Annotated in this window: 31 protein-coding genes and 1 pseudogene; 9 read left to right on the top strand and 23 right to left on the bottom strand. The window is 68.3% G+C overall.

Features of this window, described 5'->3' with window-relative positions; all coding sequences use genetic code 11:
• Positions 1 to 9: 9 nt before the first annotated feature.
• From modB to nifH, 16 genes and pseudogenes are all read right to left on the bottom strand, one after another.
• On the bottom strand, positions 10 to 684 hold the full coding sequence (gene modB / locus AC1D2E_RS00995; protein ID WP_478195651.1) for a molybdate ABC transporter permease subunit: 675 nt from the start codon (positions 682 to 684) through the stop codon (positions 10 to 12).
• A gap of 167 nt (positions 685 to 851) precedes the next feature.
• Positions 852 to 1151 (bottom strand): annotated as a pseudogene (locus tag AC1D2E_RS00990) (globin family protein); the annotation flags it as partial.
• Positions 1152 to 1235: 84 nt separating this feature from the next.
• Positions 1236 to 1832: a nitrogen fixation protein NifQ gene (locus AC1D2E_RS00985; protein WP_478195690.1), complete on the bottom strand. Its 597-nt coding sequence runs from the start codon at positions 1830 to 1832 to the stop codon at positions 1236 to 1238.
• Positions 1833 to 1834: 2 nt separating this feature from the next.
• Complete coding sequence (gene fdxB / locus AC1D2E_RS00980; RefSeq protein ID WP_478195650.1) at positions 1835 to 2140, bottom strand: ferredoxin III, nif-specific; 306 nt, start codon at positions 2138 to 2140, stop codon at positions 1835 to 1837.
• Between the two features lie 45 nt (positions 2141 to 2185).
• A complete protein-coding gene (locus AC1D2E_RS00975) occupies positions 2186 to 2380 on the bottom strand; it encodes a CCE_0567 family metalloprotein (RefSeq protein WP_478195649.1) in 195 nt (64 codons plus the stop codon).
• Between the two features lie 2 nt (positions 2381 to 2382).
• A complete protein-coding gene (locus AC1D2E_RS00970; RefSeq protein ID WP_478195648.1) occupies positions 2383 to 2868 on the bottom strand; it encodes a NifX-associated nitrogen fixation protein in 486 nt (161 codons plus the stop codon).
• On the bottom strand, positions 2861 to 3274 hold the full coding sequence (nifX, locus tag AC1D2E_RS00965; RefSeq protein ID WP_478195647.1) for a nitrogen fixation protein NifX: 414 nt from the start codon (positions 3272 to 3274) through the stop codon (positions 2861 to 2863). The genes AC1D2E_RS00970 and nifX overlap by 8 nt, the downstream gene beginning before the upstream one ends.
• Before the next feature lie 21 nt (positions 3275 to 3295).
• A complete protein-coding gene (gene nifN / locus AC1D2E_RS00960; protein ID WP_478195646.1) occupies positions 3296 to 4690 on the bottom strand; it encodes a nitrogenase iron-molybdenum cofactor biosynthesis protein NifN in 1395 nt (464 codons plus the stop codon).
• A 27-nt stretch (positions 4691 to 4717) separates the two neighbouring features.
• Entirely contained in the window at positions 4718 to 6226 is a 1509-nt protein-coding gene (gene nifE / locus AC1D2E_RS00955; RefSeq protein WP_478195645.1) for a nitrogenase iron-molybdenum cofactor biosynthesis protein NifE, read from the bottom strand.
• 199 nt (positions 6227 to 6425) lie between these two features.
• A complete protein-coding gene (locus AC1D2E_RS00950) occupies positions 6426 to 6782 on the bottom strand; it encodes a hypothetical protein (protein WP_478195644.1) in 357 nt (118 codons plus the stop codon).
• Between the two features lie 78 nt (positions 6783 to 6860).
• Positions 6861 to 7346 (bottom strand): hypothetical protein, encoded by a 486-nt coding sequence (locus tag AC1D2E_RS00945; RefSeq protein ID WP_478195643.1) that lies wholly within the window; start codon positions 7344 to 7346, stop codon positions 6861 to 6863.
• A 19-nt stretch (positions 7347 to 7365) separates the two neighbouring features.
• Entirely contained in the window at positions 7366 to 7602 is a 237-nt protein-coding gene (locus AC1D2E_RS00940) for a hypothetical protein (RefSeq protein ID WP_478195642.1), read from the bottom strand.
• A gap of 27 nt (positions 7603 to 7629) precedes the next feature.
• A complete protein-coding gene (locus AC1D2E_RS00935) occupies positions 7630 to 7950 on the bottom strand; it encodes a hypothetical protein (RefSeq protein WP_478195641.1) in 321 nt (106 codons plus the stop codon).
• Positions 7951 to 7985: 35 nt separating this feature from the next.
• Entirely contained in the window at positions 7986 to 9545 is a 1560-nt protein-coding gene (gene nifK / locus AC1D2E_RS00930; RefSeq protein ID WP_478195640.1) for a nitrogenase molybdenum-iron protein subunit beta, read from the bottom strand.
• A 75-nt stretch (positions 9546 to 9620) separates the two neighbouring features.
• A complete protein-coding gene (nifD, locus tag AC1D2E_RS00925; RefSeq protein ID WP_478195639.1) occupies positions 9621 to 11084 on the bottom strand; it encodes a nitrogenase molybdenum-iron protein alpha chain in 1464 nt (487 codons plus the stop codon).
• Between the two features lie 88 nt (positions 11085 to 11172).
• Entirely contained in the window at positions 11173 to 12060 is an 888-nt protein-coding gene (gene nifH, locus AC1D2E_RS00920) for a nitrogenase iron protein (RefSeq protein WP_478175548.1), read from the bottom strand.
• 378 nt (positions 12061 to 12438) lie between these two features.
• Between nifH and AC1D2E_RS00915 the strand changes: the two genes are divergently transcribed.
• From AC1D2E_RS00915 to hmuQ, 9 genes are all read left to right on the top strand, one after another.
• Entirely contained in the window at positions 12439 to 12906 is a 468-nt protein-coding gene (locus tag AC1D2E_RS00915) for a group II truncated hemoglobin (protein ID WP_478195638.1), read from the top strand.
• A complete protein-coding gene (locus AC1D2E_RS00910; RefSeq protein WP_478195637.1) occupies positions 12903 to 13511 on the top strand; it encodes a hypothetical protein in 609 nt (202 codons plus the stop codon). Before AC1D2E_RS00915 ends, AC1D2E_RS00910 begins: the two co-directional genes overlap by 4 nt.
• A 14-nt stretch (positions 13512 to 13525) precedes the next feature.
• Positions 13526 to 14086 (top strand): ankyrin repeat domain-containing protein, encoded by a 561-nt coding sequence (locus tag AC1D2E_RS00905; RefSeq protein WP_478195636.1) that lies wholly within the window; start codon positions 13526 to 13528, stop codon positions 14084 to 14086.
• Positions 14087 to 14093: 7 nt separating this feature from the next.
• A complete protein-coding gene (locus AC1D2E_RS00900) occupies positions 14094 to 15743 on the top strand; it encodes a nitroreductase family protein (protein WP_478195635.1) in 1650 nt (549 codons plus the stop codon).
• On the top strand, positions 15740 to 16510 hold the full coding sequence (locus AC1D2E_RS00895; protein ID WP_478195634.1) for an ankyrin repeat domain-containing protein: 771 nt from the start codon (positions 15740 to 15742) through the stop codon (positions 16508 to 16510). The genes AC1D2E_RS00900 and AC1D2E_RS00895 overlap by 4 nt, the downstream gene beginning before the upstream one ends.
• A gap of 96 nt (positions 16511 to 16606) precedes the next feature.
• A complete protein-coding gene (locus tag AC1D2E_RS00890; protein ID WP_478195633.1) occupies positions 16607 to 16855 on the top strand; it encodes an FmdB family zinc ribbon protein in 249 nt (82 codons plus the stop codon).
• Positions 16855 to 17292, top strand: coding sequence for an Ohr family peroxiredoxin (locus AC1D2E_RS00885; protein ID WP_478195632.1), 438 nt, complete (start codon positions 16855 to 16857; stop codon positions 17290 to 17292). Before AC1D2E_RS00890 ends, AC1D2E_RS00885 begins: the two co-directional genes overlap by 1 nt.
• Positions 17293 to 17342: 50 nt before the next feature.
• Entirely contained in the window at positions 17343 to 17804 is a 462-nt protein-coding gene (locus AC1D2E_RS00880; protein WP_478195631.1) for a hypothetical protein, read from the top strand.
• Complete coding sequence (gene hmuQ, locus AC1D2E_RS00875; protein ID WP_478195630.1) at positions 17789 to 18091, top strand: heme-degrading protein HmuQ; 303 nt, start codon at positions 17789 to 17791, stop codon at positions 18089 to 18091. The genes AC1D2E_RS00880 and hmuQ overlap by 16 nt, the downstream gene beginning before the upstream one ends.
• 105 nt (positions 18092 to 18196) lie before the next feature.
• Here the strand turns inward: hmuQ and AC1D2E_RS00870 are convergent, their stop codons facing one another.
• The 7 genes from AC1D2E_RS00870 to nifT form a co-directional block, all read right to left on the bottom strand.
• The gene (locus tag AC1D2E_RS00870) at positions 18197 to 18571 is read right to left on the bottom strand and encodes a hypothetical protein (protein WP_478195629.1); all 375 of its coding nucleotides are present in this window, start codon (positions 18569 to 18571) and stop codon (positions 18197 to 18199) included.
• The gene (locus AC1D2E_RS00865; RefSeq protein WP_478195628.1) at positions 18568 to 20181 is read right to left on the bottom strand and encodes a flavin monoamine oxidase family protein; all 1614 of its coding nucleotides are present in this window, start codon (positions 20179 to 20181) and stop codon (positions 18568 to 18570) included. The genes AC1D2E_RS00870 and AC1D2E_RS00865 overlap by 4 nt, the downstream gene beginning before the upstream one ends.
• A 56-nt stretch (positions 20182 to 20237) precedes the next feature.
• Complete coding sequence (locus AC1D2E_RS00860; protein WP_478195627.1) at positions 20238 to 20558, bottom strand: 2Fe-2S iron-sulfur cluster-binding protein; 321 nt, start codon at positions 20556 to 20558, stop codon at positions 20238 to 20240.
• Between the two features lie 37 nt (positions 20559 to 20595).
• Positions 20596 to 21453, bottom strand: coding sequence for an SIR2 family NAD-dependent protein deacylase (locus tag AC1D2E_RS00855; RefSeq protein ID WP_478195626.1), 858 nt, complete (start codon positions 21451 to 21453; stop codon positions 20596 to 20598).
• A gap of 217 nt (positions 21454 to 21670) precedes the next feature.
• On the bottom strand, positions 21671 to 22831 hold the full coding sequence (locus AC1D2E_RS00850; protein ID WP_478195689.1) for a DegT/DnrJ/EryC1/StrS family aminotransferase: 1161 nt from the start codon (positions 22829 to 22831) through the stop codon (positions 21671 to 21673).
• Positions 22831 to 23097 carry a hypothetical protein gene (locus AC1D2E_RS00845; RefSeq protein ID WP_478175535.1) on the bottom strand — a complete coding sequence of 89 codons (267 nt, stop codon included), beginning with the start codon at positions 23095 to 23097 and terminating at the stop codon, positions 22831 to 22833. Before AC1D2E_RS00845 ends, AC1D2E_RS00850 begins: the two co-directional genes overlap by 1 nt.
• Positions 23098 to 23112: 15 nt before the next feature.
• Complete coding sequence (gene nifT, locus AC1D2E_RS00840) at positions 23113 to 23337, bottom strand: putative nitrogen fixation protein NifT (RefSeq protein ID WP_478195625.1); 225 nt, start codon at positions 23335 to 23337, stop codon at positions 23113 to 23115.
• Between the last annotated feature and the right edge of the window lies 1 nt (position 23338).

Here is a 23338-nt window from a genome sequence, read left to right as displayed (position 1 = left end):
CCTGGAGGGTCAGCGAAGGGAAAGAAAACGAGCGGAAGCGACCAGCACGGCGATCGAGATGGCGGAAGTGACGATCACAAGTGCCATGGCCGTCTGGTCCTGCCCGGCCTGCACCGCGTCGTAGATCGCCATCGAAAGCGTCTGGGTCTGGTGGGGGATCGATCCGGCCACCATCAGCGAAGCGCCGAACTCGCCCATGGCGCGGGCGAAGGCCAGCAGCGTGCCGGCCAGGATGCCGGGCCAGGCGAGCGGCAGCGTGACGCGCACGAACACGCTCCAGGGTGTTTGCCGCAAGGTGCGCGCAGCGGCTTCCAGGGTGCGGTCGACGCCCGTGAAGGCGGCCCCGGCCGACTTCAGCACGAGGGGCAGCGCGACCACCGCGGACGCGATGACCGCGCCGTGCCAGTTGAAAATGATCGTGTAGTCGAAGTGATCTCGCAGCCAGCCGCCGAGCGCGCTGCGCCGGCCGGCCAGGAGCAGGATGCCATAGCCGATGACGGTCGGCGGCAGGACCAGCGGCAACATGCAGGCCGCCTCGAGAACGGAACTGCCCGGGAAGGAATGGCGCGCGAATATCCAGCCCAGTGCCAGGCCGGCCAGCAGCGCGAGCACCGTGGCCACTGCGGCCACCTGGAGCGACAAAATCAACGGCGAAGCGTCGAAGCTGTGTAGCGAGTCCGACATCATTGCGACATTCCTTACGTAGCGGGCTACATAGCGTCATTCACCGCAATATGCAGGCCTGCATGAACAGGGCCAGGGCCTCCAGTTCGTGCTGCAGACCCGCGATGTGCGCCTGCGCGCGAGCCGCATGGAAGGCAGGGGAATTCATGGCGAGAGCCCCGTCGCAATCACGGCGTTGCGCGGCCGCGAGACGCGCCGGCGATGCGGGACGCCCGCGCGGGAAACCAGCTGCGCACCGTGTCGTACGCATAGCGCGTGAGCTCGCGCCGGCGCGCCTGGAGGGCCAGCAGATAAATGGAAAGCGGTTCGGCCCAGTTCCAGAAGTCCGCCCGCACCGCCGGGGGAAAGCCCGCGTCGTCGAAGGCATGCCAGAGCTGCACCAGCCAGACCTCGCGGCCCTCTTCGTCCAGCAGCAACGGCAGGCCGGCGGCGGCCTGAAGCCGGGTGTGGCGCTCGCTGTAGTACAGCGTCGGTTCTGTCGTCCGGTTTGTCGGCTATGCAGTGACATGCATAGCGATGGACTCTCCATTGCAATCGCCATGCCCGCGGCGTCAGTCCGGCAGCAGGAGGGCGGGCGCCTCTTCGGAGCCGAAGCACACGCCATGGTCGGTGCACACGCCGCAGCTCGGGGCCTTGCAGATGAACAGTGCCTCGCGCTCGCACAGCTGCTTGTAGAAGAACTTCTTCCACTTCATGTCGTGCGTGTTGCGGGCCGCAAGACGCGGGAACCACCGACCAATCAACGCGGAGAGTTCGCGGCGCGAAGGCAGGTGCAGGTCCTGCCACAGATGGTTGTCGCCGAGGCTGGCGCAAGCGAGGGCATGCGCGACGGCGTCCGACGCCGCGGCCGGGCCGGCGCCGACGTCGACATGGTCGCGCAGCAGGCCGACCAGGTCTTCGATCTCGTCGCGGCGCGGCTCCTCGCGCCCGGCCCCGGCGAGCGCCGTCCAGTCGAGGCCGAGTGCTTCATCGGCGCCAGGGAACCAGCGCAGGAACAGGGCGCGCGTGGTGGCGGCGTCCAGCCCCGGCATCGGCAGCAGGCCGCGGCCATGGCGCTCGAAGGCCGCCGAGATGACGCCGGCCAGCGCCAGCGCCGCCGGGTCCCCCGCATCCGCGGCGCAGGACATCAGCATCGCACGCACGCCCATGGTCACACCGATGCGGCAGCGTGCGTGTAGCACTTCTTCGGACAGATCTTCGCGCAGGCCGTGCAGCCGATGCACAGCTCCTGGTGGGCGATCGTCATGACCTTCTTTTCGTATTCCTCGTCTTCGTCCTCGTCGCCTTCGAGGCGGATGTGCTCGCCGTCCTCGTCGAGTCCGACCAGTTCGAGCACGCCGCGCGGGCAAACCTTGAAGCAGCGGCCGCAGCCGATGCACTTGTCCTCGTCCAGCGAGGCGACGAAGGTCGGCGTCCAGGTGGCGCCGCTGGGAAGGGTGACACTGAAGGCCGTCATCGCTGGTTCCTTGCTGGCTGTCTGGCGGGTGCGGGGGATGTCTCGTCAGGCTGCGGCGGCCTGGAGCTTGCGTGCCGCCATCAAGGCGGCGTGGGTGTCGTGGCAGCGCTGCGCGACCGCGAGGATCTGCTCCCAGTGGGTCGGCAACTCTTCCGACAGGTCGTGCAAATCCATCTTGGCCTGCGTGGCCTGTGCATTGAGTTTCTTCAGGCGCGCCTTGAGCTCTTCAGGACTTTCCATATTCAGGCTCCGTACTGCGCGACGGCCGGGTACTCGCGGATCATCGCGACGGCCTCGTCGAAGAACTTGGTGCCGGCTTCCGACAGCTTGGCCAGCGAGGAGAAGCCGAAGCGGTGGACGTCGCGCAGCTGCTTGTTGACCACCACCAGCCGGCCGGCGATCAGCACCAGGCGACCAAAGCCTTCGTGGCTCATCTTCATCATCGGCGAGACCATCTGGCCGGTCTCCCGCTCGATCGCCACGGCGATCGCGTTGTAGAAAATCTCCAGGCGCCACAATATCTCCGGATCGGGATCGCCCATGATGGGGATCGCGCGGCGCTCCTCGGGCGTGTGGACGTAGGGCTTGAGCAACTGCATGTCGCTCTTGCCCTCCCACGCGCCGTGCGTGTCCTGCGCACGCAGCTGCTTGACCAGCTGCTGCACGAACGGGCTGGCGAGATGGGCTTCGTCGCCCGTTGTCGCCTCGATGATTGCTTGTTCAGCCATGTGGAACCTCGTCGTCTTCGAAATCGAATGAGCGCTCGCCGTCCCTGGCGAGTGCCTTGCGCAGCCACGGAGGCGGCGTGCCCTTGAAAACCTCCTGGAGCTTGTCCAGGATCTCGGCGATCGGCTCGGGCTGCGGCACCTTGATCGGATGGATCTTCAGTGCCACCACGCGCGCGGCGCCGGAGCCGCCGATGGCGGCGACATAAAGAATGGCGCAGTCCTTGATGGCCTCGAGCTTGGGTGCCAGCTTGTCCTCGTCGCCGTCCTCCTCCAGCTTGCCGCCGAAGTCGAAGCTCTCGACGAAACGGTGGCCGTCGGCCGTGACCTCGTAGACCACGATGGCTTTGGCCCAGCCGAAGTGCGCATCCACGCGCTCCTTGTCCTGGGTGGCGAAGGCGATTTTCATGGGAACTCCTGGTTGCTTGGTTCAGGCGCTGGCTGCGGCGATGGTGCTCTCGACGGCGTCCGCGCGGCTCGCGGCCGCGGCGGCGCGGCGCGCCTCGGGCGTGAGCGGCCAGTCGCCGGCGTGGTGATGGGCGATGCGTTCCATCATCAGGTTGGAAACCTCGAAGATCAGGTTCATCGTTCCGCGATAGCCGACGTGGCGGCGGTGCGCGTTGCCGATGCGGTCGAACACCGGGAATCCGATGCGCAGCAGGGGCTTGTCGAGGCGCTCGGCAGCCTGGCGGCCATGCGAATGCGTGATCAACAGGTCGCAATCGGCCGCGCCGCGCTCCAGGTCCTCGAGGTCGCCGAGCACCACCTGCTCGGCGGGCAGCAGCGCGTGCGCCGCCGACTTGGTGGTGCTCACGCAGCAGCGCAGCTCGGCACCCATCTCGTGCAGCAGGCCGCCCACCGCCAGCAGCAGATCGGGCTCGGCGCCGATGGCGACCTTGATGCCGCCCGTGTAGAAGTGCCCGTCGAGCATCGCGTCGAGCAACTGGCTGCGCTGGCGCCTGTACTTCGCCGGCACCGGGCGTCCGGCGATCTGCGACAGGCGCTGCAGCAGACGGTCGTTGACCTCGAGGCCCGTCAACCGCTCGAAGACTTCGAAGGGCGTGCCGGCGATCGACTGCAGCGCCTCGGCGGCCTCGCGCGTCTGCTCGCCCACCGCGATCGTGAACGCCGATGCGCCCGCCGCCCGGACCTGTTCCAGCGTCGTGCCGCCGATCGTCGTGCCGCGCCAGTCGGGCGCGATGTGGCCGTCCAGCGAGCCGGATATGTCGGGCAGCACGATGACCGACAGGCCGAAGGCCTCGACGATCTCGCGCAGCTCGTCGATGTCGCCCGGCGAAAGATGGCTGCCCGGCAGCAGCGTGATCTGCCGGGCGTCGACCGGCAGCGGCTTGACCAGCGCGCGCACGATGCCGGTGACTGCGTGCTTGTAGCCGTCCTCGAACCCGCCCACGTAATCGGGCGTCGACACGTAGAGGATCTCGGTGTCGTCCAGCTCGGGCTTGCGCTTGCGCACCGTGGCCAGGTAGCCGGTCACGTCGTCGCCCTTGGTCTCGGTCAGGCCGGTGGAGCAGATCGCGATGATCCTCGGCGCCGCACGCTTGCGGATGTTGAGCAGCGCGGCCTCGATGTTCTCGTAGCCGCCGAGGATGGTCGTGACCTCGTTCATCGCCGTGGTCTGAAGCGGGATCGCTTCCTTGAAATGGCGCACCAGCAGCACCAGCGCGAACGAGGTGCAGCCCTGCGAGCCGTGCATCACCGGCATGCAGGCATCGAGCCCCATGAACGCGAAACTCGCGCCCAGCGGCTGGCTCATCTTGAGCGGATTGACCGCACAGGCTTTCCTGGATTCGACGACGCTGGCCATGCTGTTTCGCTCCCGCTTGCGTCCTGCTCAGGCCGGAACTTCGTCGGGCTCCAGGCCCATGGCCCGGCGGGCGACGTCGGCCAGGAAGCCCATGCCCGGCGCCACGGCGCTCGGCTGCGCGACGACCCGCACCGCGCCCAGCGTCTCGCCGTCGTCGCCCCAGGGCGCAGGGATGCGCACCTGCTGCCACACCGGATTGAAGATCGCGCGATCGATCTCGTGCACCAGCTCGACCATGCCTTCGTAGCCGCCGTAGGGATGGTGGCGCTCCTGGTTGATGTCCAGCCAGGGCATGCGCGCCTTCAGCGCGACGAACTGCGAGCGGCCGCCCGACAGCATGATGTCGGCCTTGGCGTCCTTGAGCATGTTGAACATCTCGCGCGGCGTCATGTCGTCGATCATGTGGGCGTCGTCGCCCATGATCTCCTTGATCTTTTCCTTGTCTTCCTTGGTGCTCTTCTTGACGCTGGTGCCGACGACTTCCAGGCCCGCCTCCTGCAGCGCCGCGACCACCGACCAGGACTTCACGCCGCCGGTGATCAGCAGAACCCGCTTGCCGGCCAGGCGCTGCTTGTAGTGCGCGATGCGCTTCCAGGCGCGCGCTTCTTCCACCTCGATCAACCGCTCGGTGCGCTCCTGCAGCTCGGCGGGCGCGCCCTGCGCCACCAGCAGCCGCGAGATCTGGCGCAGCGTGTCGCTCATGTCGCCGATGCCGTAGAACGAACCCTCGAAGTACGGGATGCCCCAGCGCTGCTGCATCTTCGTCGCGATGTTGATCATCGACTTGGAGCAGACCATCATGTTCACCTTGGCCCGGTGCGCGCTCGCGACCTCGTTGTAGCGGCCGTCGCCCGAGATGCACGAGAGGATGCGGATGCCCAGCGCGTCGAGCAGCGGTTTGGCTTGCCAGAGTTCTCCGGACAGGTTGTATTCGCCGATGATGTTGATGTCGTAGGGCGTCGTGTACGCCGGCTCGCGCGTGCCGATCACGTAGTCCAGGATGGCCTCGCCGCCGAGCTTGTTGCCCAGGTTCTTCGGGCCGGCGAAGCCGGGCGAGTTCACCGGGATCACCGGCTTGCCGAACTTCTCCGACGCACGCTGGCACACCGCCTCGATGTCGTCGCCGATCAGCGCGGTCACGCAGGTCTGGTAGACGAAGACGGCCGGCGGATCGTACTTCTCGATGATTTCGCGCACGCTCTTGAAGAGACGCTTCTCGCCGCCGTAGACCACGTCGAGCTCGTTGATGTCGGTCGTGAATCCGGTGCGGTAGAGCTGCGAACCGGAGGACGCCGAATGCCGGTTGTCCCAGGAGTTGCCTTCGCAGGCGATCGGCCCGTGCACGAGGTGCGCAACATCCACGATCGGCTGCAGCGCGATCTTGGCACCGTCGAAGGCGCAGCCGCCGGCCGCGGCGCCCGGCGAGAGCTGCTTGGTGCAGCCCTTCTTGCGTTCCTTCTCGCTCTTGCCCTGGTTCTTGTCGCAGCCGGGCTCATCGAATACTTCGGCGATCTTGGCTTTCAGCGAGACTGACATGGAAGACTCCCGACAGGTGGATGAGGCTCTCATTGCAGGTTTGGTGCCAGCGTCCGGGAGGCCGTTCGGGGGCGATTTATCGCCGGTTTGGCGGTCTTTTGGCGCGCCGGGCGCCACCCTGCTGGCGGGTTTGAACGGAATGCGACAAAGGCCTTGCGACACACGACGGTGCGCCACGCGCAGCGACGCGCCCGATCTTTCAATACGCAATCTCGAACCACACCGGCTCGTGGCGGCGCAGCTGGCCGATCAGGTGCACGGTGGCCGGCACCAGCGACCGGATGCCGTACCAGACCTGCTCGCGGCGCGGCTGGACGTCGTGCTCCAGCAGACGGCGCAAGGCTTGCCAGCCGTTCCAGTCGATCCATGCAAGGCGGCCGCGCAGGGCCGGCGCCAGGTGGTCCAGCGTCTGCGCGATGGCGAGCAGCGACAGCTCCACGCCGGCCAGCGTGTTCGGGCTGGCGAACAGCTCGCTGTCGTCCCGCATCTCGGCCGTCAACACCTGGATGGCGTCGGCGCAGCCGCACACGATGTCGCATTGCATCCGGGACAGCATCGAAGGTCTCCTCAGGCGGCGAGCCGGTGGGCATGCGAGCGCTCGATGCCCGGCTTCATGGCCTCGCTCGTTCCGGATTCAGTTGTCGTCCGCCAGCACTTCGAGCGCAATGAGCTGCTCGTAGAGGGCGCGCCGCGCCCACCAACGGGCCTCGCCCGCCAGCCGCGGATCGGCCCCTTCGAACGCACCGATCGCCTCGCGGTCGTTCCAGTAGATGCAGCTCTGCCCGCCGCGCGCGGCGAGCGCAGCGGCCAGCGCGTCGCGTTCGGCCACCGGCTCGGTGCGCAGCACGCCACGGCCGAGCAGGTGATCGGCGCGGTAGAGCGGCGTGTCCCAGCCGTGCGCGTCGCCCAGCGCGCAGAGGGCCGGCGAACGTTCCCGCGCATCGTCGTCGGGCCCGGCATGCCCCGCGGCTTCCAGCAGGTCGCGTGCCGTCAGCTCGTCGTGGATCTCCCAGGGGTCGAGCGGATCGGAGGCCGCCACCTTGCGCGCGAAGTCCTCGTCGTCATAAGCGAACCAGGCACGCGGGTCGCCTTGTTGCGGAAGTTCCACCACGAAGATCACGGCCGGTTCCCGCGCTGTCTCAGGCGCTCTGCGGGTCTTGCATCAGGGTGCGCCGGAAACCGACGGCCTCCGGCGCCAGCAGCGTGGCCCTGCCCACCTCGCCGCAGGCGGTGCACTTGCCGAGCACCGAGAAGCCCTGCTTGCTGCACAGCGCGTCCCTGCTTTGCATGCAGCCGACGTGACCGCAGGCGCACCGGTAGAGGCTGCCGTTGCACAGCAGTTGGTAGCCGTTGCGGCTGCCATCACAGCGAACCATGGTCACTCTCCTTGGTTGAGTGGTCTGTCATTCCACGCCTTCCGCATGGGCCTTGGCCCAGATCGCGTGGCGGATGCGCTGGGTGATCGCGGCCGGGCTGGGGTCGAACGCGCGCTGCGCGGCCGCCATCGCCCCCTGGGCGATGGCGGTTTCCGCATGCGTGAGCGGAATCCGCCCGGCCATGTGCGTGGCACCGTGCACCGCTTTTCCGATGGCCTGCCGGTTCGGATGCTCCAGCAGCGGCACCAGGTGGTCGGTCTCGCGCGCGCCGGCCAGGCAGACCCAGCCGTCGATCACTTCGACCTTGCGGCCATCCTGCGTCATCTTGACCCATACGGCATCTGTCATGGGATAGGTTCCTGGCAAGAATCGAGGGGCCCCGCTTAGCGGATGATGTCGTAGCTGTAGTCGGTCTTCGCGGCGACGATGGTGTTGGCATCGAGGGTCTCGAAGAACTCGTCGAGCAGCATGATCAGCGTGCGCATCGCACCGTCGTAGCCCCAGGTGGGGTAGCGGTGGTAGTGGTGGCGGTCGAAAATCGGGAAGGTCATGCGCACCAGCGGCGTCTTGGTGTCGCGCTCCAGGTACTTGCCGTAGGTGTTGCCGATCAGGAAATCGACCGGCTCCGTGAACAGCAGCGAGCGCAGGTGCCACAGGTCGCGCTTGGGGTAGACCTTGCAGCCGGCGCCGTACGGCGAGCTGTCGAACAGAGCCTGCACCTTCTTCGCCCAGGTGTCGGTGCCGTTGGTCGCGAGCACGTGGGCCGGCTCGGCGCCCAGCTCCAGCAGGAACCGGGTGGTGCCCAGCATCTGGTCGGGGTCGCCGTACAGCGCGAAGCGCTTGCCGTGCAGATGCGCCTGGCTGTCGGCCATGGCGTCGACCAGCTGGCCGCGCTCCTTTTCCAGCGCCGCCGGGACCGGCTTGCCGGTGAGCCGGGAGATCGCCATCAGGAATTCGTCGGTGCCAGCCACCCCCATCGGCGCGTTCAGCACCACCACCTCCTGGCCGTGCTCGGCGATGAACTTGCTGGTCTTCTCGCAGCAGTATTCCTGGAACACGATGGTGGCCTTGGCGTGCAGGGCCGCCACGACCTCTGCCTTGGTGGTGCCGCCCTCGTACATGCGGAACTCGCCGTCGGTGGGCGTGTTCCAGTTCTCCGACGGGTCGCAGATGACGTTCACCTTGACGCCGAACAGATCGAAGATGCGGCGGATCTCCTTCATGTTGCCGACGACGAAACCGTCGAAGCCGCCGATGAAGTTGATGCTCTCGTCGGGCACGCGCTCCAGCTTTTCGGCCGTGCCGGCCTTGCCGTCCCAGAAGTGCTTCAGGATGCCCAGCAGCGCGTTGTCGTACCCGGTGATGTGGCTGCCGACAAAGGCCGGCGTGTGCGCGAAGGGCACGTCGTAGTCGTCCGGCACGCTGCCCTTCTGCTTGCTGTTCTTGATGAAGGCGTCGAGGTCGTCGCCGATCACCTCGGCCATGCAGGTGGTCGACACCGCGATCATCTCGGGCTTGTACAGGTTGTAGGCATTGGCCAGGCCGTCGATCATGTTGTTCAGGCCGCCGAACACCGCGGCGTCTTCCGTCATCGACGAACTCACGCAGGAGGTCGGCTCCTTGAAGTGGCGCGAGAAGTGCGAGCGGTAGTACGCCACGCAGCCCTGCGAGCCGTGCACGAAGCTCAGCGTCCTGGCAAAGCCGTTGGCCACGTACACGGCGCCCAGCGGCTGGCAGGCCTTGGCCGGATTGACGGTGAGCGAATCGCGCTTGAAGTTCTTTTCCTTGTAGTCCTCGGTCTTGGTCCACTCGACGATCTGCTTGACGGTGTCGTCGGAATGGTTGAACTCGAACTGTTCCTTCTTCGTGCGGAAGATTTCCTGGTACTCGGGCTCACGGAACAGCAGTTCGTGGTCGAGGATCTTGTCGGCTGATTGGGGCATGGCGGGCTCCTTGGGGTTTCTGTGAGGCGATAGGGGTCGGTGATCGGGGGGTCGGCGATCACCGACCACCCGGTGTCAGGCGGCTTTCTTCCAGGGCGCCTTGGTCAGGCTCCAGATCGGGCTGGAGATGGCCATGTCCATGTCGCGCGCGAAGATCGCGAAGCCGTCGTAGCCGTGGTAGGGGCCGGAATAGTCCCAGCTGTGCATCTGGCGGAACGGCACGCCCATCTTCTGGAACACGTACTTCTCCTTGATGCCGGAGCCGACCAGGTCGGGCTGCACCTGTTCGACGAACTTCTCGAACTCGTAGCCGGTGACGTCGTCATAGATCAGCGTGCCGTCCTTCACATAGTGGGTGGTGCGCTGGTAATCGTCGTTGTGGCCGAACTCGTAGCCGGTGCCGACAACGTCCATGCCCAGGTCCTCGTAGGCACCGATGACGTGGCGCGGGCGCAGGCCGCCGACGAACAGCATCACCTTCTTGCCCTGCAGGCGCGGCTTGAAGCGCGCGATCACCGCATCCATCAGCGGACGGTACTTCTCGATCACGCGCTCGGCGTTGGCCTTGATGGTGTCGTCGAAGTGGCTGGCGATCTCGCGCAGGCTCTTCTCGATCATGGTGGGACCGAAGAAGTTGTATTCGACCCATGGAATGCCGTACTTCTCTTCCATGTGGCGGCTGATGTAGTTCATCGAGCGATAGCAATGCAGCACGTTGAGCTTGGCCTTGGGCGTGTTCTCCAACTCGGCGATGGAGCCGTCGCCCGACCACTGCGCGATCACGCGCAGGCCGATTTCCTCCAGCAGGATGCGGCTGGACCAGGCGTCGCCGCCGATGTTGTAATCGCCGATGATGGCCACGTCGTAGGGCGTGGATTCGAAGTCGGGGCGCTTGTTCGGATCGACCTTGTCGAACACCCAGTCGCGGATCGCGTCATTGGCCAGGTGGTGGCCGAGCGACTGGCTGACGCCGCGGAAGCCCTCGCAGCGCACCGGCACGATGGTGTGGCCTTCGTACTGCTTGGCCTTCTTCTTCGACACGGCCTCGATGTCGTCGCCGATCAGCCCGATCGGGCATTCGCTCTGGATCGAAATGCCCTTGTTCAGCGGGAACAGCTCCTGGATCTCGTCGATGATCTTGTCGAGCTTCTTGTCGCCGCCGAAGACGATGTCCTTCTCCTGGAAGTCGGAGGTGAACTGCATCGTCACGAAGGTGTCGATGCCGGTGGTGCCGATGTAGTAGTTGCGGCGCGCGGCCCACGAATACTGGCCGCAGCCGACCGGGCCGTGGCTGATGTGGATCATGTCCTTGATCGGGCCCCAGACGACGCCCTTGCTGCCGGCGTAGGCGCAGCCGCGGATGGTCATGACGCCCGGCAGCGACTTGATGTTGGACTTGACGCCGCAATCGGGCTTGCCTTCTTCGAAGGTTCCGAGGTGCTTGGCGCGCCGCTTGGCCATCTTTTCGGGATAGGCCTTCAGCACTTCATCGATCAGGGCCTTGTTCGCGGCCTTGCGTTCTTCAACCGTGGCGGTCATGGGGATGCTCCGTAGGGTGGGTGGGGGCGGTACGGACCCGCAGCGGCGGACGCTCATGGCGTCAAGCGGCAGCGGGCCCGGGTCGGCGTCAGGCCGCGGCGGCCAGTTCTTCGGCGGTCTTGCCGACCTGGGACTCGTCGACCTGCTTCATGATCCCGTGCTCCATGAGCAGGTCTTCGAGCTGGTCCATCGTGATCGGGGTCGGGATCGTGCCGTTGCCCGCGTTGTCGTGGATCTTGGTGGCGAGCGTGCGGTATTCGGCGGCCTGCTTGGATTCCGGCGCGAACTCGATCACCGTCATGCGGCGCAGTTCCGCGTGCTGCACGATGTTGTCGCGCGGCACGAAATGGATGAGCCGCGAGCCCAGCATCTTGGACAGCGCATCGGCGAGTTCGAGTTCCTTGTCGGTCTGGCGTTCGTTGCACACCAGCCCGCCCAGGCGAACGCCGCCCGAGTTGGCGTACTTCAGAATGCCCTTGGAGATGTTGTTGGCCGCGTACATGGCCATCATCTCGCCGGACATCACGATGTAGATCTCTTGCGCCTTGTTCTCGCGGATGGGCATGGCGAAGCCGCCGCACACCACGTCGCCGAGCACGTCGTAGGACACGTAGTCCACGCCGTCATAGGCGCCGTTCTCCTCGAGGAAGTTGATCGAGGTGATCACGCCGCGGCCGGCGCAGCCGACGCCCGGCTCCGGACCGCCGGACTCGACGCAACGGATGTCGCGATAGCCGATCTTCATGACGTCTTCCAGCTCCAGGTCCTCCACCGAACCGGCTTCCGCGGCCAGCGAGAGGATGGTGTCCTGTGCCTTCGCGTGCAGGATCAGCCGGGTCGAGTCGGCCTTGGGGTCGCAGCCGACGATGAGGATCTTCTGGCCGAGTTCCGTCAACGCCGCGAGGGTGTTCTGGGAAGTCGTCGATTTGCCGATGCCGCCTTTGCCGTAGAAGGCGATTTGCCGAAGTTTGGCCATAGCAGTACTCCATTCAGGAAGGGTTGAAAAACAAGGTTGCGTAGCCGCGCCCATGTCAGCCTGTCGTGCCTGTTGGTCTTCTTCTGTGGGGTCACGCATCGGCCGGACCTGTGTCCGCGCAGACCCTTCTTCGCAGCTTCCATGCCATGCTGTTTCAGCTCCTTCGGCAGGGCTCTTGCCATGCCCTTCCACAGAGGGAAAACAGGTGTTCGGCGCACACCGCAATGCCGGTCGGCGCACATTGTTCGCTTCGCGACAAACGCTGCACGGCGCGTCGGAAAAAAGACCTGCCATGCAACACGCGGGGCCGCTTTGTGTCGGGTTTGCAGTGCGCCGCAGGCCGACATCCCCTGGTACGTTCGTTGCAGGAGACAGCACATGAACGCCGCCGCGAACAACACCCTGCCGCTGCTCCAGCGCCCCCCGCACTTCGACATGCTCGGCGGCCGGGCCGGTGTCGTGCAGCTGGTCGACTCTTTCTATCGCCACATGGACACGCGGCCCGATGCGCGCGGCATACGTGCCATGCATGCGCCGGACCTTGCCTCGACCAAGGCCGTGCTCGTGCTCTACCTGTGCGAGTGGCTCGGCGGCCCCAAGGCGTATTCGGCCCGCCGTGGCCRCCCCCGCCTGCGCATGCGCCATGCGGGCTTCGCCATCGGCACGGACGAACGCGATGCCTGGCTGGCCTGCATGCAGGCCGCGCTGCTGGACGGCGGCGCCGCGCCCGCGCTGCGAGACGAACTCATGGCCGCCTTCTTCAAGACGGCCGACTGGATGCGCAACACGGCGCCGCCCCCCGCTTCCGCTTCTTCTGTATCCATCACCACCAAGGAATCTTCATGAATGCCACGCTGGACCGCAAGGAACTCGACGACACCGCGTTTGCCCGGCTCGAGAAGGAGGGGCGGCTGCTGAACCCCGTGTTGAAGGCGCCCACCGGCAAGTTCGGCCGTTTCGGCTTTCGCGGCGAACTGGCGCTGCGCTTTGCGCCCAAGCTGGCCGACGAGGCACGCCCGCCGGAACTCACGTGCGACCAGGTGATGGCCATCGGGACCACCGGCGACCGGCACCTGCCCTTCTTCGCGGGCTACCTGCTGAGCTTCGAGCACCTGAAGGATGTGGCCGAGGTGCTGGGCGAGACGCTCAGCGCAGGCGGCAAGTACTTTCTGTTCTGCAACAACATCGACCTGAGCAAGAAGTACCAGGTGCCCTACAAGGGCGCCCTGTTCTACGTGCTGCCGATCGACGAGAGCACGGTCTACAACGAACTGCTGACGCTGCTGTACCTGGAGAAGAACGAACTCAAGAAGAAGGACACCGCCGGCAAGCTCGATGCGGTGGCCGATGCGGCGATCAAGTTCGACGTCACCTTCGACACCATCACCTACGCCGAGGGTCTGGAACTGATGGGCCCGGTGCGCAACCCCAACGAGAACCGTCCGGTTTGAGCGCGGTACCGGCCATGAACGCCCTGCATCGACGCCTGGCCGTGGCTGCGTCCGCCGGCACTTCTCGCGCCGTGCGCCGCACCGCCGCATGGCGCGAGGCGGCCAACACCGCGATGCCGCCGCAGTCGCATGCCGAACTCGCGACCTGGCTGGCACAGCAGGACTTTCCCGGCCCGCAGGCGCGCCGCGACAACGGCGACACGCCGCTGATGCGGGCCGCATGGCATGGCGAGCATGAGGTGGTCGAGGCCTTGCTGGCCGATGGCGCTGCGCCCGATGCGGTGAACGACGAGGGCAACAACGCGCTCTGGTTCGCCTGCCTGCACGGCGGTCCGGCGACCATCCTGCGGCTGATCCAGGCCGGCACGCCGATCGACCATGCCAACGACGACGACATCACCTGCCTCATGCAGGCCGCCGCCAGCGGCCGGCTGGAGATGGTGCACCTGCTGCTGGCGCAAGGGGCGGCGCCGGACCTGAGCGCGCCGGACGGCCGCAGCGCCTTCGACATGGCCGCCGACCGAGGGCTGGAACTGCTGCGCCTGGCCCGTCGCCGGTTGGCCGCTTCGCCCTGAGCCCCCCATGCCGGCCGCACGCTCAGCCACTGTCCTGGCCTACCACGCGCGCACCAAGCACCGGCTGGAGCGCTACGCCGCCGGTCCGCAGACGCTCGACTGGGACGCCCGGCCCGACCCGTTCCGCCGCTTCGCCGGTGCGCCCGCCGCGGCGCTGCCGCTGCCGGCCGACGGCGAGGACCTGCCCTGGCCGCACATCTTCTCGCCCGGCGCCGTCGCGCCGCGCCCCCCCACGCGCGACAGCGTGGGCCTGCTGTTCGAACTGTCGTTCGCGCTGTCGGCCTGGAAGCAGTCCGGCCCCGACCGCTGGGCGTTGCGCTGCACGCCTTCCAGCGGCAACCTCCATCCGACCGAGGTCTATCTGCTGGCGCGCGGCGTGGAGGGCCTCGAAGACGGCCTCCACCACTACACGCCAAGGGAGCACGCGCTGGAACTGCGGGCGCGGACGCTGCCGTGCGGGAGCGGCGAAGCTGTCCCGCGCACCCCGCGCCTGCTGGTCGGCTTCAGCTCGATCCACTGGCGCGAGGCCTGGAAGTACGGCGAGCGCGCATTCCGCTACTGCCAGCTCGACATGGGCCACGCCGTCGGCGCGCTGCGCTATGCGGCCGCGGTGCTCGGCTGGCGCGTGCAGGCCTGCGGGCTGGAGCATGCCGCCATCGCGCAGTTGCTGGGCCTGGACCGCGCCGACGACTTCGCCGGCGCCGAGCGCGAGGAGGCCGAAGACCTGTTCGAACTGCGGCATTCGCCCGCGCAGCCCGGGGTGGAAGATCTCCTCGCATGGATGGCCGGCGGCGCGTGGAGCGGCCACGCCAACCGGCTCGACGCGCGGCCGATGTACCGCTGGCCGGTCATCGACGAGGGCGCCCTGGCCTCGCGCCGGGACACGCGCGTCGCGGCCTCGCCGCTGCCGCCGATGGTCGAGCGCCGCCTGCCGCCCGGCACCTGCCGGCCCGCTGCCGCGCTGATCCGTTCGCGCCGCAGCGCCCAGCAGTTCGACCGGCGCGCCCGGCTCGATGCCGGGCGCTTCTGGCCGATCGCCGCCGCCCTGATGCCACGGACCGCCGATGCCGGCGCGCCCTTGCCCTGGGATGTCTGGACCGCCGAAGCTCGCCTGCATGCCGTGCTGTTCGCCCACCGCATCGACGGCCTCGCGCCGGGCACCTACCTGCTGCCGCGCGATGCCGCGGCGCAGCCCGCGCTGCGGGCCGCCCTGCCTCACCTGGCGTGGCGGCCGGTCGCGGCCAGCCCCCCCGAGGTGCCGCTGTACGAGTTGGCGCCCAACCCCGCGCTCGCGGGCACGCTGCGCACGCTGAGCTGCCATCAGGCCATCGGCGCGGAGGCCGTGTTCGTCATCGCGCTGCTGGCCGATTTCCGTCCGGCGATCGACGGCGAGCCCTGGCGCTACCGCGAACTGCTGCGCGAGGCCGGCTTGGTCGGCCAGGTGCTCTACCTCGAAGCCGAGGCTGCAGGCCTGCGCGGCACCGGCATCGGCTGCTACTTCGACGACCCGGTCCACGCGCTGCTGGGCCTGCCCGACGCGCCGCCGGCGCGTTGGCAGGTCGTGTATCACTTCAGCGTGGGGCTGCCGCTGACCGACGAGCGCATCGCCAGCGAAGCGCCCTACGGCGCCCGCGCGCGCCAGGAGGACACGCCATGAAGGGCCAGCGCACATTCCGCCGTCTCACGCTGGCCGAGCTCGGGGCCTGGCGGCTCCAGCGGCCGGACGCGCTGCTGCTCGACGCGCGCGACGCCGCCAGCCACGCGCGCGATGGCTGGCCCGGCGCCGTGCGGATCTCGGGCGACAACCAGGACATGCTGCTGCTGCGCACCGACCGCCGGCGCCCGGTGCTGATCTACTGCCACCACGGCAACGCCAGCCAGGCCTACGCGCAGATGTTCGCCGACTTCGGCTTCACCGACGTGCACGACCTGATCGGCGGCCATGCCGCCTGGGCGGTGGCCGGCGCCGGCGCCGACCCCTCGGGCAAGCCGCCCGCGCCCGCGCTGGCGGCATGGCTCGCGCGCGAAGGCTTCGCCGGCCCGGATGCGCACGGCGCGCACGGCAACACACCGCTGATGGCGGCCGCGTGGCGCGGCAACGCGGACATCGTCGAGGCGCTGCTGGCGCACGGCGTCGCGCTGGACGCGACCAATGCCGATGGCAACAACGCCCTCTGGCTGGCCTGCGTGCACGGCGATCCGCGAGGCCTTGCGCGCCTGGTGGCGGCGGGCGTGCCGATCGACCATGCCAACGCCGCGGGCGCGACCTGCCTCATGTACGCAGCATCCTCCGGCAAGGCCGAGATCGTGCGCACGCTGCTCGCGCTGGGCGCCGACCCCGCGATCCGCTCGCAGGACGACTTCAGCGCGCTGGACATGGCCGCCAGCGTCGAGTGCCTGCAACTCCTGCGCGTCGTCGCCTGAACGTCCCTTCCATGGCCCACATCACCCACGCACCGCTCGAAGGCTGCGCCGCCGCCACGGACGGCTGCGCACCGACGACTTGAACCGGAGACCGGAATGCCCCTCTACGACTACCACTGCCCCGCCTGCGGTCACCGCTTCGAGATGCTGGTGCGCTCCGGCACCCAGCCTGCCTGTCCGCAGTGCGGCAGCACGGCCCTGGAGAAAGCTGTCTCGCGCATCGCGCCCGCCGGCAAGATCGAGGCCATCCGGATGTCGAACCGCCGCGCCGCGGCGGCCCAAGGTCACTTCGACCAGTACAGCGCTTCCGACCGCGCCAGGCTGCTCAAGGGAAAGAACGTCTGATGGACCTCGTCTACAAAACGACCATGCTGGCCCAAGGCGGCCGTGGCGGCCAGGTGCAAAGCGAGGACGGCAGCTTCAAGCTCAGGCTCGTCGTCCCGAAGGAGATGGGCGGCAAGGGCGACGGCCCCAATCCGGAGCAGCTCTTCGCGGCCGCGTTCGCGGCCTGCTTCGAACATTCCGTGCGCCACATCGCCCGCGCCGGCAAGCTGCCGCTGCGCGGCTGCTACGTCGAGGCCGTGCTGTCGATGTACGTGAACTTCGAGGGCGCCTACCGCATGGCGTTGAGCCTGACCGCCTTCATGGCCGGAACGCTGGACCAGCCCACCGCCGACAGCCTGATGGAACGCGCCAGGGGCATCTGCCCCTACGTCGACGCCACCAAGACGAGCATGACACTGAACCTCAAGGCGGTGCTCGACACGCCGGTGGCAGCCTGAGCCGTGCGGCGCCGACCCTTCTTCTTTCTCACCGCCAGCAAGGTCGACGCGTGGCTCATGCAGATCCAGTGAACCCGCAGCCGCCGGCCGTCGGCGCGCTGCCGCGCGGCCCGATCGCCTACAGCCCCGCCCGCTTCGCCGACGCCAAGGCGTTCGTCTTCCGCCTGTGGTGCGAACTCGCCCTCGAGCGCCAGGCCCCGGTGCCCAGCGATCTTTCAGGGGCCTGCAAATACGGCTCGCTCTTCGTGCAGGGTGTCTTCGGCGGCGTCATCGAGGGCCACTATGCCCACCAGTTCAACCGGATCGACGGACGCCTGATCGACCTCGGCCACGACGCGCTCGACGTCGGCCGCATGCGCAACCCGTACCTGCACGACGCCGACTACTTCCTGATTCCCGAATACCGCGACCGCCTTGCCCGCTGCGCGCCGCGGGTGGAGGCATGGGTGGCAGGGTTCCTGTGTCCTCCTCTCTCTTCTCCTGAAAGGCTCACACCATGTTCATCGCCATGAACCGCTTTCGCATCGCGCCGGGCCGCGAAGCGGAATTCATCGAGGTCTGGCGCCAGCGCGACAGCAGGCTGGCCGAAGTGCCGGGCTTCCAGCGCTTCAATCTCCTGCAGGGGCCGAGCGACGCGCAGGCGACCGTGTTCGTCTCGCATTCGACCTGGGAGAGCGCCGAGGCCTTCGGGGCCTGGACGCGCTCCGAAGCCTTCCGCGCCGCGCATGCCGGTGCCGGCCAGCAGCGCGGCCTCTACCTGGGACCGCCGCAGTTCGAGGGCTTCGAGGCCGTGCTGTAGCCGGCCGGGCCGTTCAGAAAAGCCCGCACCGGTACACCGGTACTTCGGGAAGGCCAGCCGGCGGATTCTCGGCCAGGCGCTGCGGGCACCTTGGCGTCCCGGCGTTCACAACTGCATCTGGAACAGGTCCGACTGGCTCTGCCGGTACACGCGCAGCCACAGCAACGTTGCCGGCACGAGCGATTCACAGGCGAACCAGAGCGCCTCGTCGAGTTCCTCCCCGGCCGGGCCGGACAGGCGCGGGCGCAGCGCCTCCCAGCCCCGCCAGGCGAGTTCGGGCATTTCGAGCCGAACCGCGGGATCGACCTGGCCCATGCTGTCCGCCAGAGTCCTGAGCTGTCGCAGCACTTCGGCGCGCGTCAGGCGCGAGCGCAGCAGTTCGTCGCGCTCCAGCCCTTCGACGAGGATGACCACCGCCGTGCCGGCCTGCTCGATGATGGCCAGCAGCGCGCTGGTCTCGATGGGGCGGACGCCTGTCATGCCGGCACCGCCGTGCGCTGCGCGTGCGCGGATGCCGCGAGCAGGCGCGTGTTCAGTTCCAGTGCGAACTCGCGCCAGGCCGCCGCGAGATCGCGTGCGATGGCGCGCTGCAGCAACGCATCGGGCCGGTGCTCGCCGGGAAAGTTCGACAGCGCGCACGAACTGCCGTTGAAGGCCAGCGCATTCGACAGCAGTTCGCCGTTCCAGCCCTTGAAAGCGACCAGCAGTGCAGGCGTCAGCGCATGCCGGCCGGCTTCGGTCGGCCCGGTGCGGTCGAGGCCGAGATCAGGCAGCAAGCCGTCGAGCGCGAGCAGCGTTTCGCTGTAGACCTGCTCGACGGTCGCCAGCAGCGCGCGCTGCGTCAGCTGTTCCGCCTGCTGGGCGGAGAGCAGCCGCGCCAGATGCTGGCGATAGTGCGAAGGGGCCTGGGCGCGGCGCGCCGACACCTCGGCCTTGAACCGGCCGAGCGGGTCGTCCGCATCGCCGGCGCCGGCAGGTGCCGCGGGCACCGGCGCCAGCGCCCGTGCGATGCGCGCCGCCGCTTCCAGCGCGCCTTCCATGTGGCCTGCGCCGTGCGCGGCGCTCTCGCTGCTGCCGAAGTACAGGCGGCCCGCCCAGTGCGGCCGTCGCAGTGCCGGGTCCGCCTGCGGCGGCTCGGGCGGACCTTCGCGGTCGGCGGTGCTGCAGGTCCAGGGCTCGCCGGCCCAGTCGAGCATGTGCAGGTGCCCGTCCTGGTGCGCCTGGGCGCCGTGGAGCTGGGCAAGCTGGCTCTCGATCAGCAGCGGCATGCCGCGCCGGAAGTCGACACGCTGCGCGGCGCCGAGCGCGACGAAGCCGCCCAGCGCGCCGGCGCCCGTGGCCGCGTCGCTGGCATCGAACACTTCCCCCAGCACGGCCTGGGCATGGCGCACGAAGGCGTTGCCCGAATGACCCGCCACGCGCCAGAACGGGCGCGGGTAGGTGGTGACGGCCTTGGCCTGCGCGGCCATCCAGGTCGGCGTGGCGGCGAGCGCTTCGGCCAACGCTGCCGGCAGCGGCGGATCGAAGGCGATGCGCTCGTGCACCAGGCGCGGCGGCAGCGCCAGCACGGCATGGCGCGCGCGCAGCGGGCGCGTGCGGCCGTCCTCTTCGAGTTGCAGTTCGAGCCAGGCGCCGTGGTCGCGCAGCAGGCGCAGCGCGCTGCCGGTGTACACGCTGCCCTCGGGCAGGGCGGCGGCGAGCGCATCGACCAGGCGTGCCGCGCCGCCTTCGATGCGCTGCGCGCCGGCATGCACGCCGCCGGGCGCTTCGCGGCGCTCGGGCTCGCGGTTCGGGTCCGTGAGCCACAACGCATCGCCGGGGTCGTGCTGCGGCGCGCTCGCCAGGCCGAACTCGGCCAGCAGCGCGGCGATGCGCGGCTCGGTCTCGGGCCAGAACCAGGTCGGCCCCATGTCCAGCGCCTGGTCGGTGGCTTTGCAGCGCTGCGTCAGCACACGACCGCCGAGACGATCGCGCGCCTCGACGAGCGCGACCGAAAGCCCTTGCGCATGCAACGAGCGCGCCAGCGCGAGCCCGCACAGGCCGGCGCCGACGATGGCCACGTCGGCGACGAGATGTTCGATGATGGCCATGGAGGATTGCCCGGGAGATCAAGACGCGCGCAGCGACGCCCGTGGGCGAGATGGGCTCATTTGAACGTGAGCAGCTCGACGGTGACGGGCTCCTCGCCCAGCACCGCCCTGCAGGCCAGGCGCGACTTGGCGCCGACGCCGACGATGGCGTCGAGCCGCTCGTTCTCTTCGCGCGTGGTCTTCGACAGGCTCTTGCGGCCTTCGAGCACGAACAGGTGGCACAGGTCGGTGCACTTCGCGCCGCCGTCGCATTCGTGCGTCAGCACGCCGGCGCGGCGCAGCGCCTCGAGCAGCGTGATGCCGGGCACGGCCTCGTAGCTGTTGCCCGAGGGCAGTACGGTCACGGTCGTGGTGAGGGTGTTGCTGGTTTCGCTCATGGTCGTTGGATCGTGGTGAGGGTTGGAACGGAAAGACTCAGGCGGGCACGGCCGGCCGAAGCGCGCCCACCAGCGCTTCGGCGAACCGCGCCAGCGGCATCGGGATGCGCACGATGCCCTGCTCCTCGAGGAAGCGCGCCTCCATGCGCGTGGGCTCGTCGGGCAGCACGGCCCAGTGGCGGTCGCTCGAGCGCTTCATGATCTGGCGCGCGAAGCTGCGCGTGAGCTGGTCGTCGAAGCGGCAGCCCAGGAACAGGAAGCGGCGTCCGCTGCGCCAGGCCTGAACCGCAGGCGGGATCGGCGTCTGGATGTCGATCTCGGTCAACACCTCGACGTAGTCGCTGTCGGACACGAGGTAATTGCCGGCCGGGCCGTGGCTGCCGATCGGCTTGTAGAGGATGCGTCCGGCGTCGGCCGGCAGCTCGGGCAGAAACTCGCCGTCGTCGGCATAGACGCCGGTCCACCGGCCGAAATGTTCGGACTGCGACAGTCCCTGGATCTGCGTCCAGCCGCCTTCCGGTCGTACCTGCCGCAGCGCGGCCGCGAATGTGTCGTCGTACCAGGTATCGACCCACAGCCCCGTGCCGCTCGCGGCCAGCGCCAGGTGCAGCGCCGAGGGCTCGGGCGTGGCGGCGAAAGCCTCGTTCATCAGCTGCACCACCGACTTGCGGTGCTTGAAGTTCTCGATGAACTGCGCCGCCTGCGTCAGGCGCTTGCGGATCTTGTGCGGCACGCTGACCTTGGAGGTCATGATCTCCGCAAGCGCCAGCGGGTTGGCCGGCACCTTCGCGCCGCCGCACAGCGAGAGCATGTCGGGGCCGAGATAGGGAATGACGGCGCCGGCATCGAGCTGGCGCGCGATGTCCTGGACCGAGGCGGAGGTGGCAGTGTTCATGTGGGTTCCTTGAGTCCAGTGGTCACAGTACGGTGCGCGGATTGGGGCGAGCGCATCTCAGTTTTCCATTGCGCATTCGCGCCACCCGCGACGCATGAAACCGGCACAACCGAGGCGGGAGACACCGCGGAACTGGCTTTGCCAGGCCGCTGGTGTCGCCCCCTTGAGGGGGTACTCGGCTACACGAAGTGAGCCGATACGGGGGTGGGCTTTCATCTCAATAGATCGCCGCACCGGCACCCACGTTGGTGGCGGTGTCCTTGAGCGTCTTGACGATGTACTTGACCTGGTCGGCATCGAGCTGCGTGTGCAGCGGCAGCGCCAGCGCACGGTCGCCGATGCGGTCGGTGTCGGGCAGCAGGCCGCGCTTGCGGCCGATCGCGTCGCCGGCATTCATGTAGAAGAACTGGCGGTGCAGCGGATGGCTGTAGGCCGCGGTCTCGACGCCGCAGGAGCGCAGGTCGTCGATCATCTGGGTGCGCGCGCTCTGCGTGAAGCGCTTGCCCAGGTGCACGACGTAGAGCATCCAGTGGACCTCGTCGACGTCCTCGGCCAGGTAGGGCGGCTTGATGCCCTCGAAGCTCTGCATCTGGTCGTGGTACCAGGCCTCGACCTGCTTGCGCACCGCCAGCCGCGCGTCGAGTTCCGCCAGCTGCGCCAGGCCCAGCGCAGCGGTCAGCTCGCTCATGCCGGCCTGCAGCGGCACCCGCGAACCGACCGACAGCGAACTGCGGTCCGAGACGCGACGCTGGCGCAGGTAGCGCAGCTCGTGCGCCAGACCCTCGTCGTCGGTCACCAGCATGCCGCCCTCGCCCGTGCACAAGGCCGAAGGCTGCGAGAAGTCGAACACCGCCACGTCGCCGAAACTGCCGACCGTGCGGCCCATGTAGCGCGAGCCGAGCGCCTCGCTGCTGTCCTCGATCAGCTTCAGGCCGTATGCGGCGGCCAATGCGCGCAGCGGGCCCCAGGCGGCCGGGTGGCCGTTGGTGTTGCCGGCCAGGATGGCGCGTGTCCTCGGGCCGATCTTCGGCGCGGCCTTCTCGGCGCTGAGGCAGCCGCTCCAGTAGTCGATGTCGGCGAACACCGGTGTCGCACCGGCCAGCGTGATGGCCTGCGCCACCTGGTGCCAGGTGTGGGCGGCGCAGACGACCTCGTCGCCGGGGCCGATGCCCAGCGCGCGCAACGCGATCCAGGTGCCCAAGGTACCGCTGCCCACCGCCACCGCGTGCGCGCGGCCGGCCCAGCCGGCGAAGGCGCGCTCGAAGGACTCGCACATCGGCCCGTCGCTCCAGCGCGCCGACTGCAGCACCGCGTTGACGAGTTCGATCTCGCGCGCGCCGCATTCGGGCTCGGACAGGGAGATGACATCGATGTCGATCATGGTCCGTCCTGCGTGAGGATCAGCGCGGTCGCATCTTCGGGCTGTTGCGTCACGTGCCAGCAGTGGCCGTTGGTGGCGGCGAGGTACACGTTGCGCGCGCCGAGGCGCAGTGCGGGCGTTTCGTCGCGCATGTCGAAGGCGTCGACCAGCACGGTGCGCACGTCGGGGTGCAGCGTGCGCCACTGGTCCACCGCTTCGCGCAGCGTCGTCGCCGCCCCCACCATTTCACCGGCCGTTCGCAGATGCTGGGAAGTCAATGCCATGGCTTGTGCTCCGGCTCAATCGCCATCGCCTGCACCGGCGATGCGCCGTGCCTCGACGGTGACCGGCAGCCGGGTTTCGGCCGCCATCTCCGGCAGGTCGAGCTGCCAGCCGTTGCCCAGCGTCACCAGGCCGCCCCACATGCCGGGCCGGACCATCGAGACGATGGGTTCCTCCAGGTCCTTCTTGGGCACATAGGCGCTGAGCGCGCCCTTGCTGTCTTTGCGGATCATCACTTTCATC

The sequence above is a fragment of the Variovorax sp. P1_H2 genome, from assembly GCF_056405295.1.
Note: the sequence above shows the minus strand (reverse complement) of the source record. Positions and strands in the feature narration are given on the sequence as shown.

Coding starts and splice junctions, on each gene's coding strand:
- AC1D2E_RS00885 (WP_478195632.1), top strand. CDS start 16,855: ATGGACCTCGTCTACAAAACGACCATGCTGGCCCAAGGCGGCCGTGGC.
- AC1D2E_RS00935 (WP_478195641.1), bottom strand. CDS start 7,950: ATGACAGATGCCGTATGGGTCAAGATGACGCAGGATGGCCGCAAGGTC.
- nifN (WP_478195646.1), bottom strand. CDS start 4,690: ATGGCCAGCGTCGTCGAATCCAGGAAAGCCTGTGCGGTCAATCCGCTC.
- AC1D2E_RS00895 (WP_478195634.1), top strand. CDS start 15,740: ATGAAGGGCCAGCGCACATTCCGCCGTCTCACGCTGGCCGAGCTCGGG.
- nifT (WP_478195625.1), bottom strand. CDS start 23,337: ATGAAAGTGATGATCCGCAAAGACAGCAAGGGCGCGCTCAGCGCCTAT.
- AC1D2E_RS00975 (WP_478195649.1), bottom strand. CDS start 2,380: ATGGAAAGTCCTGAAGAGCTCAAGGCGCGCCTGAAGAAACTCAATGCA.
- AC1D2E_RS00950 (WP_478195644.1), bottom strand. CDS start 6,782: ATGCTGTCCCGGATGCAATGCGACATCGTGTGCGGCTGCGCCGACGCC.
- AC1D2E_RS00890 (WP_478195633.1), top strand. CDS start 16,607: ATGCCCCTCTACGACTACCACTGCCCCGCCTGCGGTCACCGCTTCGAG.
- AC1D2E_RS00870 (WP_478195629.1), bottom strand. CDS start 18,571: ATGACAGGCGTCCGCCCCATCGAGACCAGCGCGCTGCTGGCCATCATC.
- nifE (WP_478195645.1), bottom strand. CDS start 6,226: ATGTCAGTCTCGCTGAAAGCCAAGATCGCCGAAGTATTCGATGAGCCC.
- nifD (WP_478195639.1), bottom strand. CDS start 11,084: ATGACCGCCACGGTTGAAGAACGCAAGGCCGCGAACAAGGCCCTGATC.
- AC1D2E_RS00845 (WP_478175535.1), bottom strand. CDS start 23,097: ATGGCATTGACTTCCCAGCATCTGCGAACGGCCGGTGAAATGGTGGGG.
- AC1D2E_RS00970 (WP_478195648.1), bottom strand. CDS start 2,868: ATGGCTGAACAAGCAATCATCGAGGCGACAACGGGCGACGAAGCCCAT.
- nifX (WP_478195647.1), bottom strand. CDS start 3,274: ATGAAAATCGCCTTCGCCACCCAGGACAAGGAGCGCGTGGATGCGCAC.
- AC1D2E_RS00900 (WP_478195635.1), top strand. CDS start 14,094: ATGCCGGCCGCACGCTCAGCCACTGTCCTGGCCTACCACGCGCGCACC.
- AC1D2E_RS00905 (WP_478195636.1), top strand. CDS start 13,526: ATGAACGCCCTGCATCGACGCCTGGCCGTGGCTGCGTCCGCCGGCACT.
- hmuQ (WP_478195630.1), top strand. CDS start 17,789: ATGTTCATCGCCATGAACCGCTTTCGCATCGCGCCGGGCCGCGAAGCG.
- fdxB (WP_478195650.1), bottom strand. CDS start 2,140: ATGACGGCCTTCAGTGTCACCCTTCCCAGCGGCGCCACCTGGACGCCG.
- AC1D2E_RS00985 (WP_478195690.1), bottom strand. CDS start 1,832: ATGGGCGTGCGTGCGATGCTGATGTCCTGCGCCGCGGATGCGGGGGAC.
- modB (WP_478195651.1), bottom strand. CDS start 684: ATGTCGGACTCGCTACACAGCTTCGACGCTTCGCCGTTGATTTTGTCG.
- AC1D2E_RS00865 (WP_478195628.1), bottom strand. CDS start 20,181: ATGGCCATCATCGAACATCTCGTCGCCGACGTGGCCATCGTCGGCGCC.
- AC1D2E_RS00860 (WP_478195627.1), bottom strand. CDS start 20,558: ATGAGCGAAACCAGCAACACCCTCACCACGACCGTGACCGTACTGCCC.
- AC1D2E_RS00910 (WP_478195637.1), top strand. CDS start 12,903: ATGAATGCCACGCTGGACCGCAAGGAACTCGACGACACCGCGTTTGCC.
- nifK (WP_478195640.1), bottom strand. CDS start 9,545: ATGCCCCAATCAGCCGACAAGATCCTCGACCACGAACTGCTGTTCCGT.
- AC1D2E_RS00855 (WP_478195626.1), bottom strand. CDS start 21,453: ATGAACACTGCCACCTCCGCCTCGGTCCAGGACATCGCGCGCCAGCTC.
- AC1D2E_RS00940 (WP_478195642.1), bottom strand. CDS start 7,602: ATGGTTCGCTGTGATGGCAGCCGCAACGGCTACCAACTGCTGTGCAAC.
- nifH (WP_478175548.1), bottom strand. CDS start 12,060: ATGGCCAAACTTCGGCAAATCGCCTTCTACGGCAAAGGCGGCATCGGC.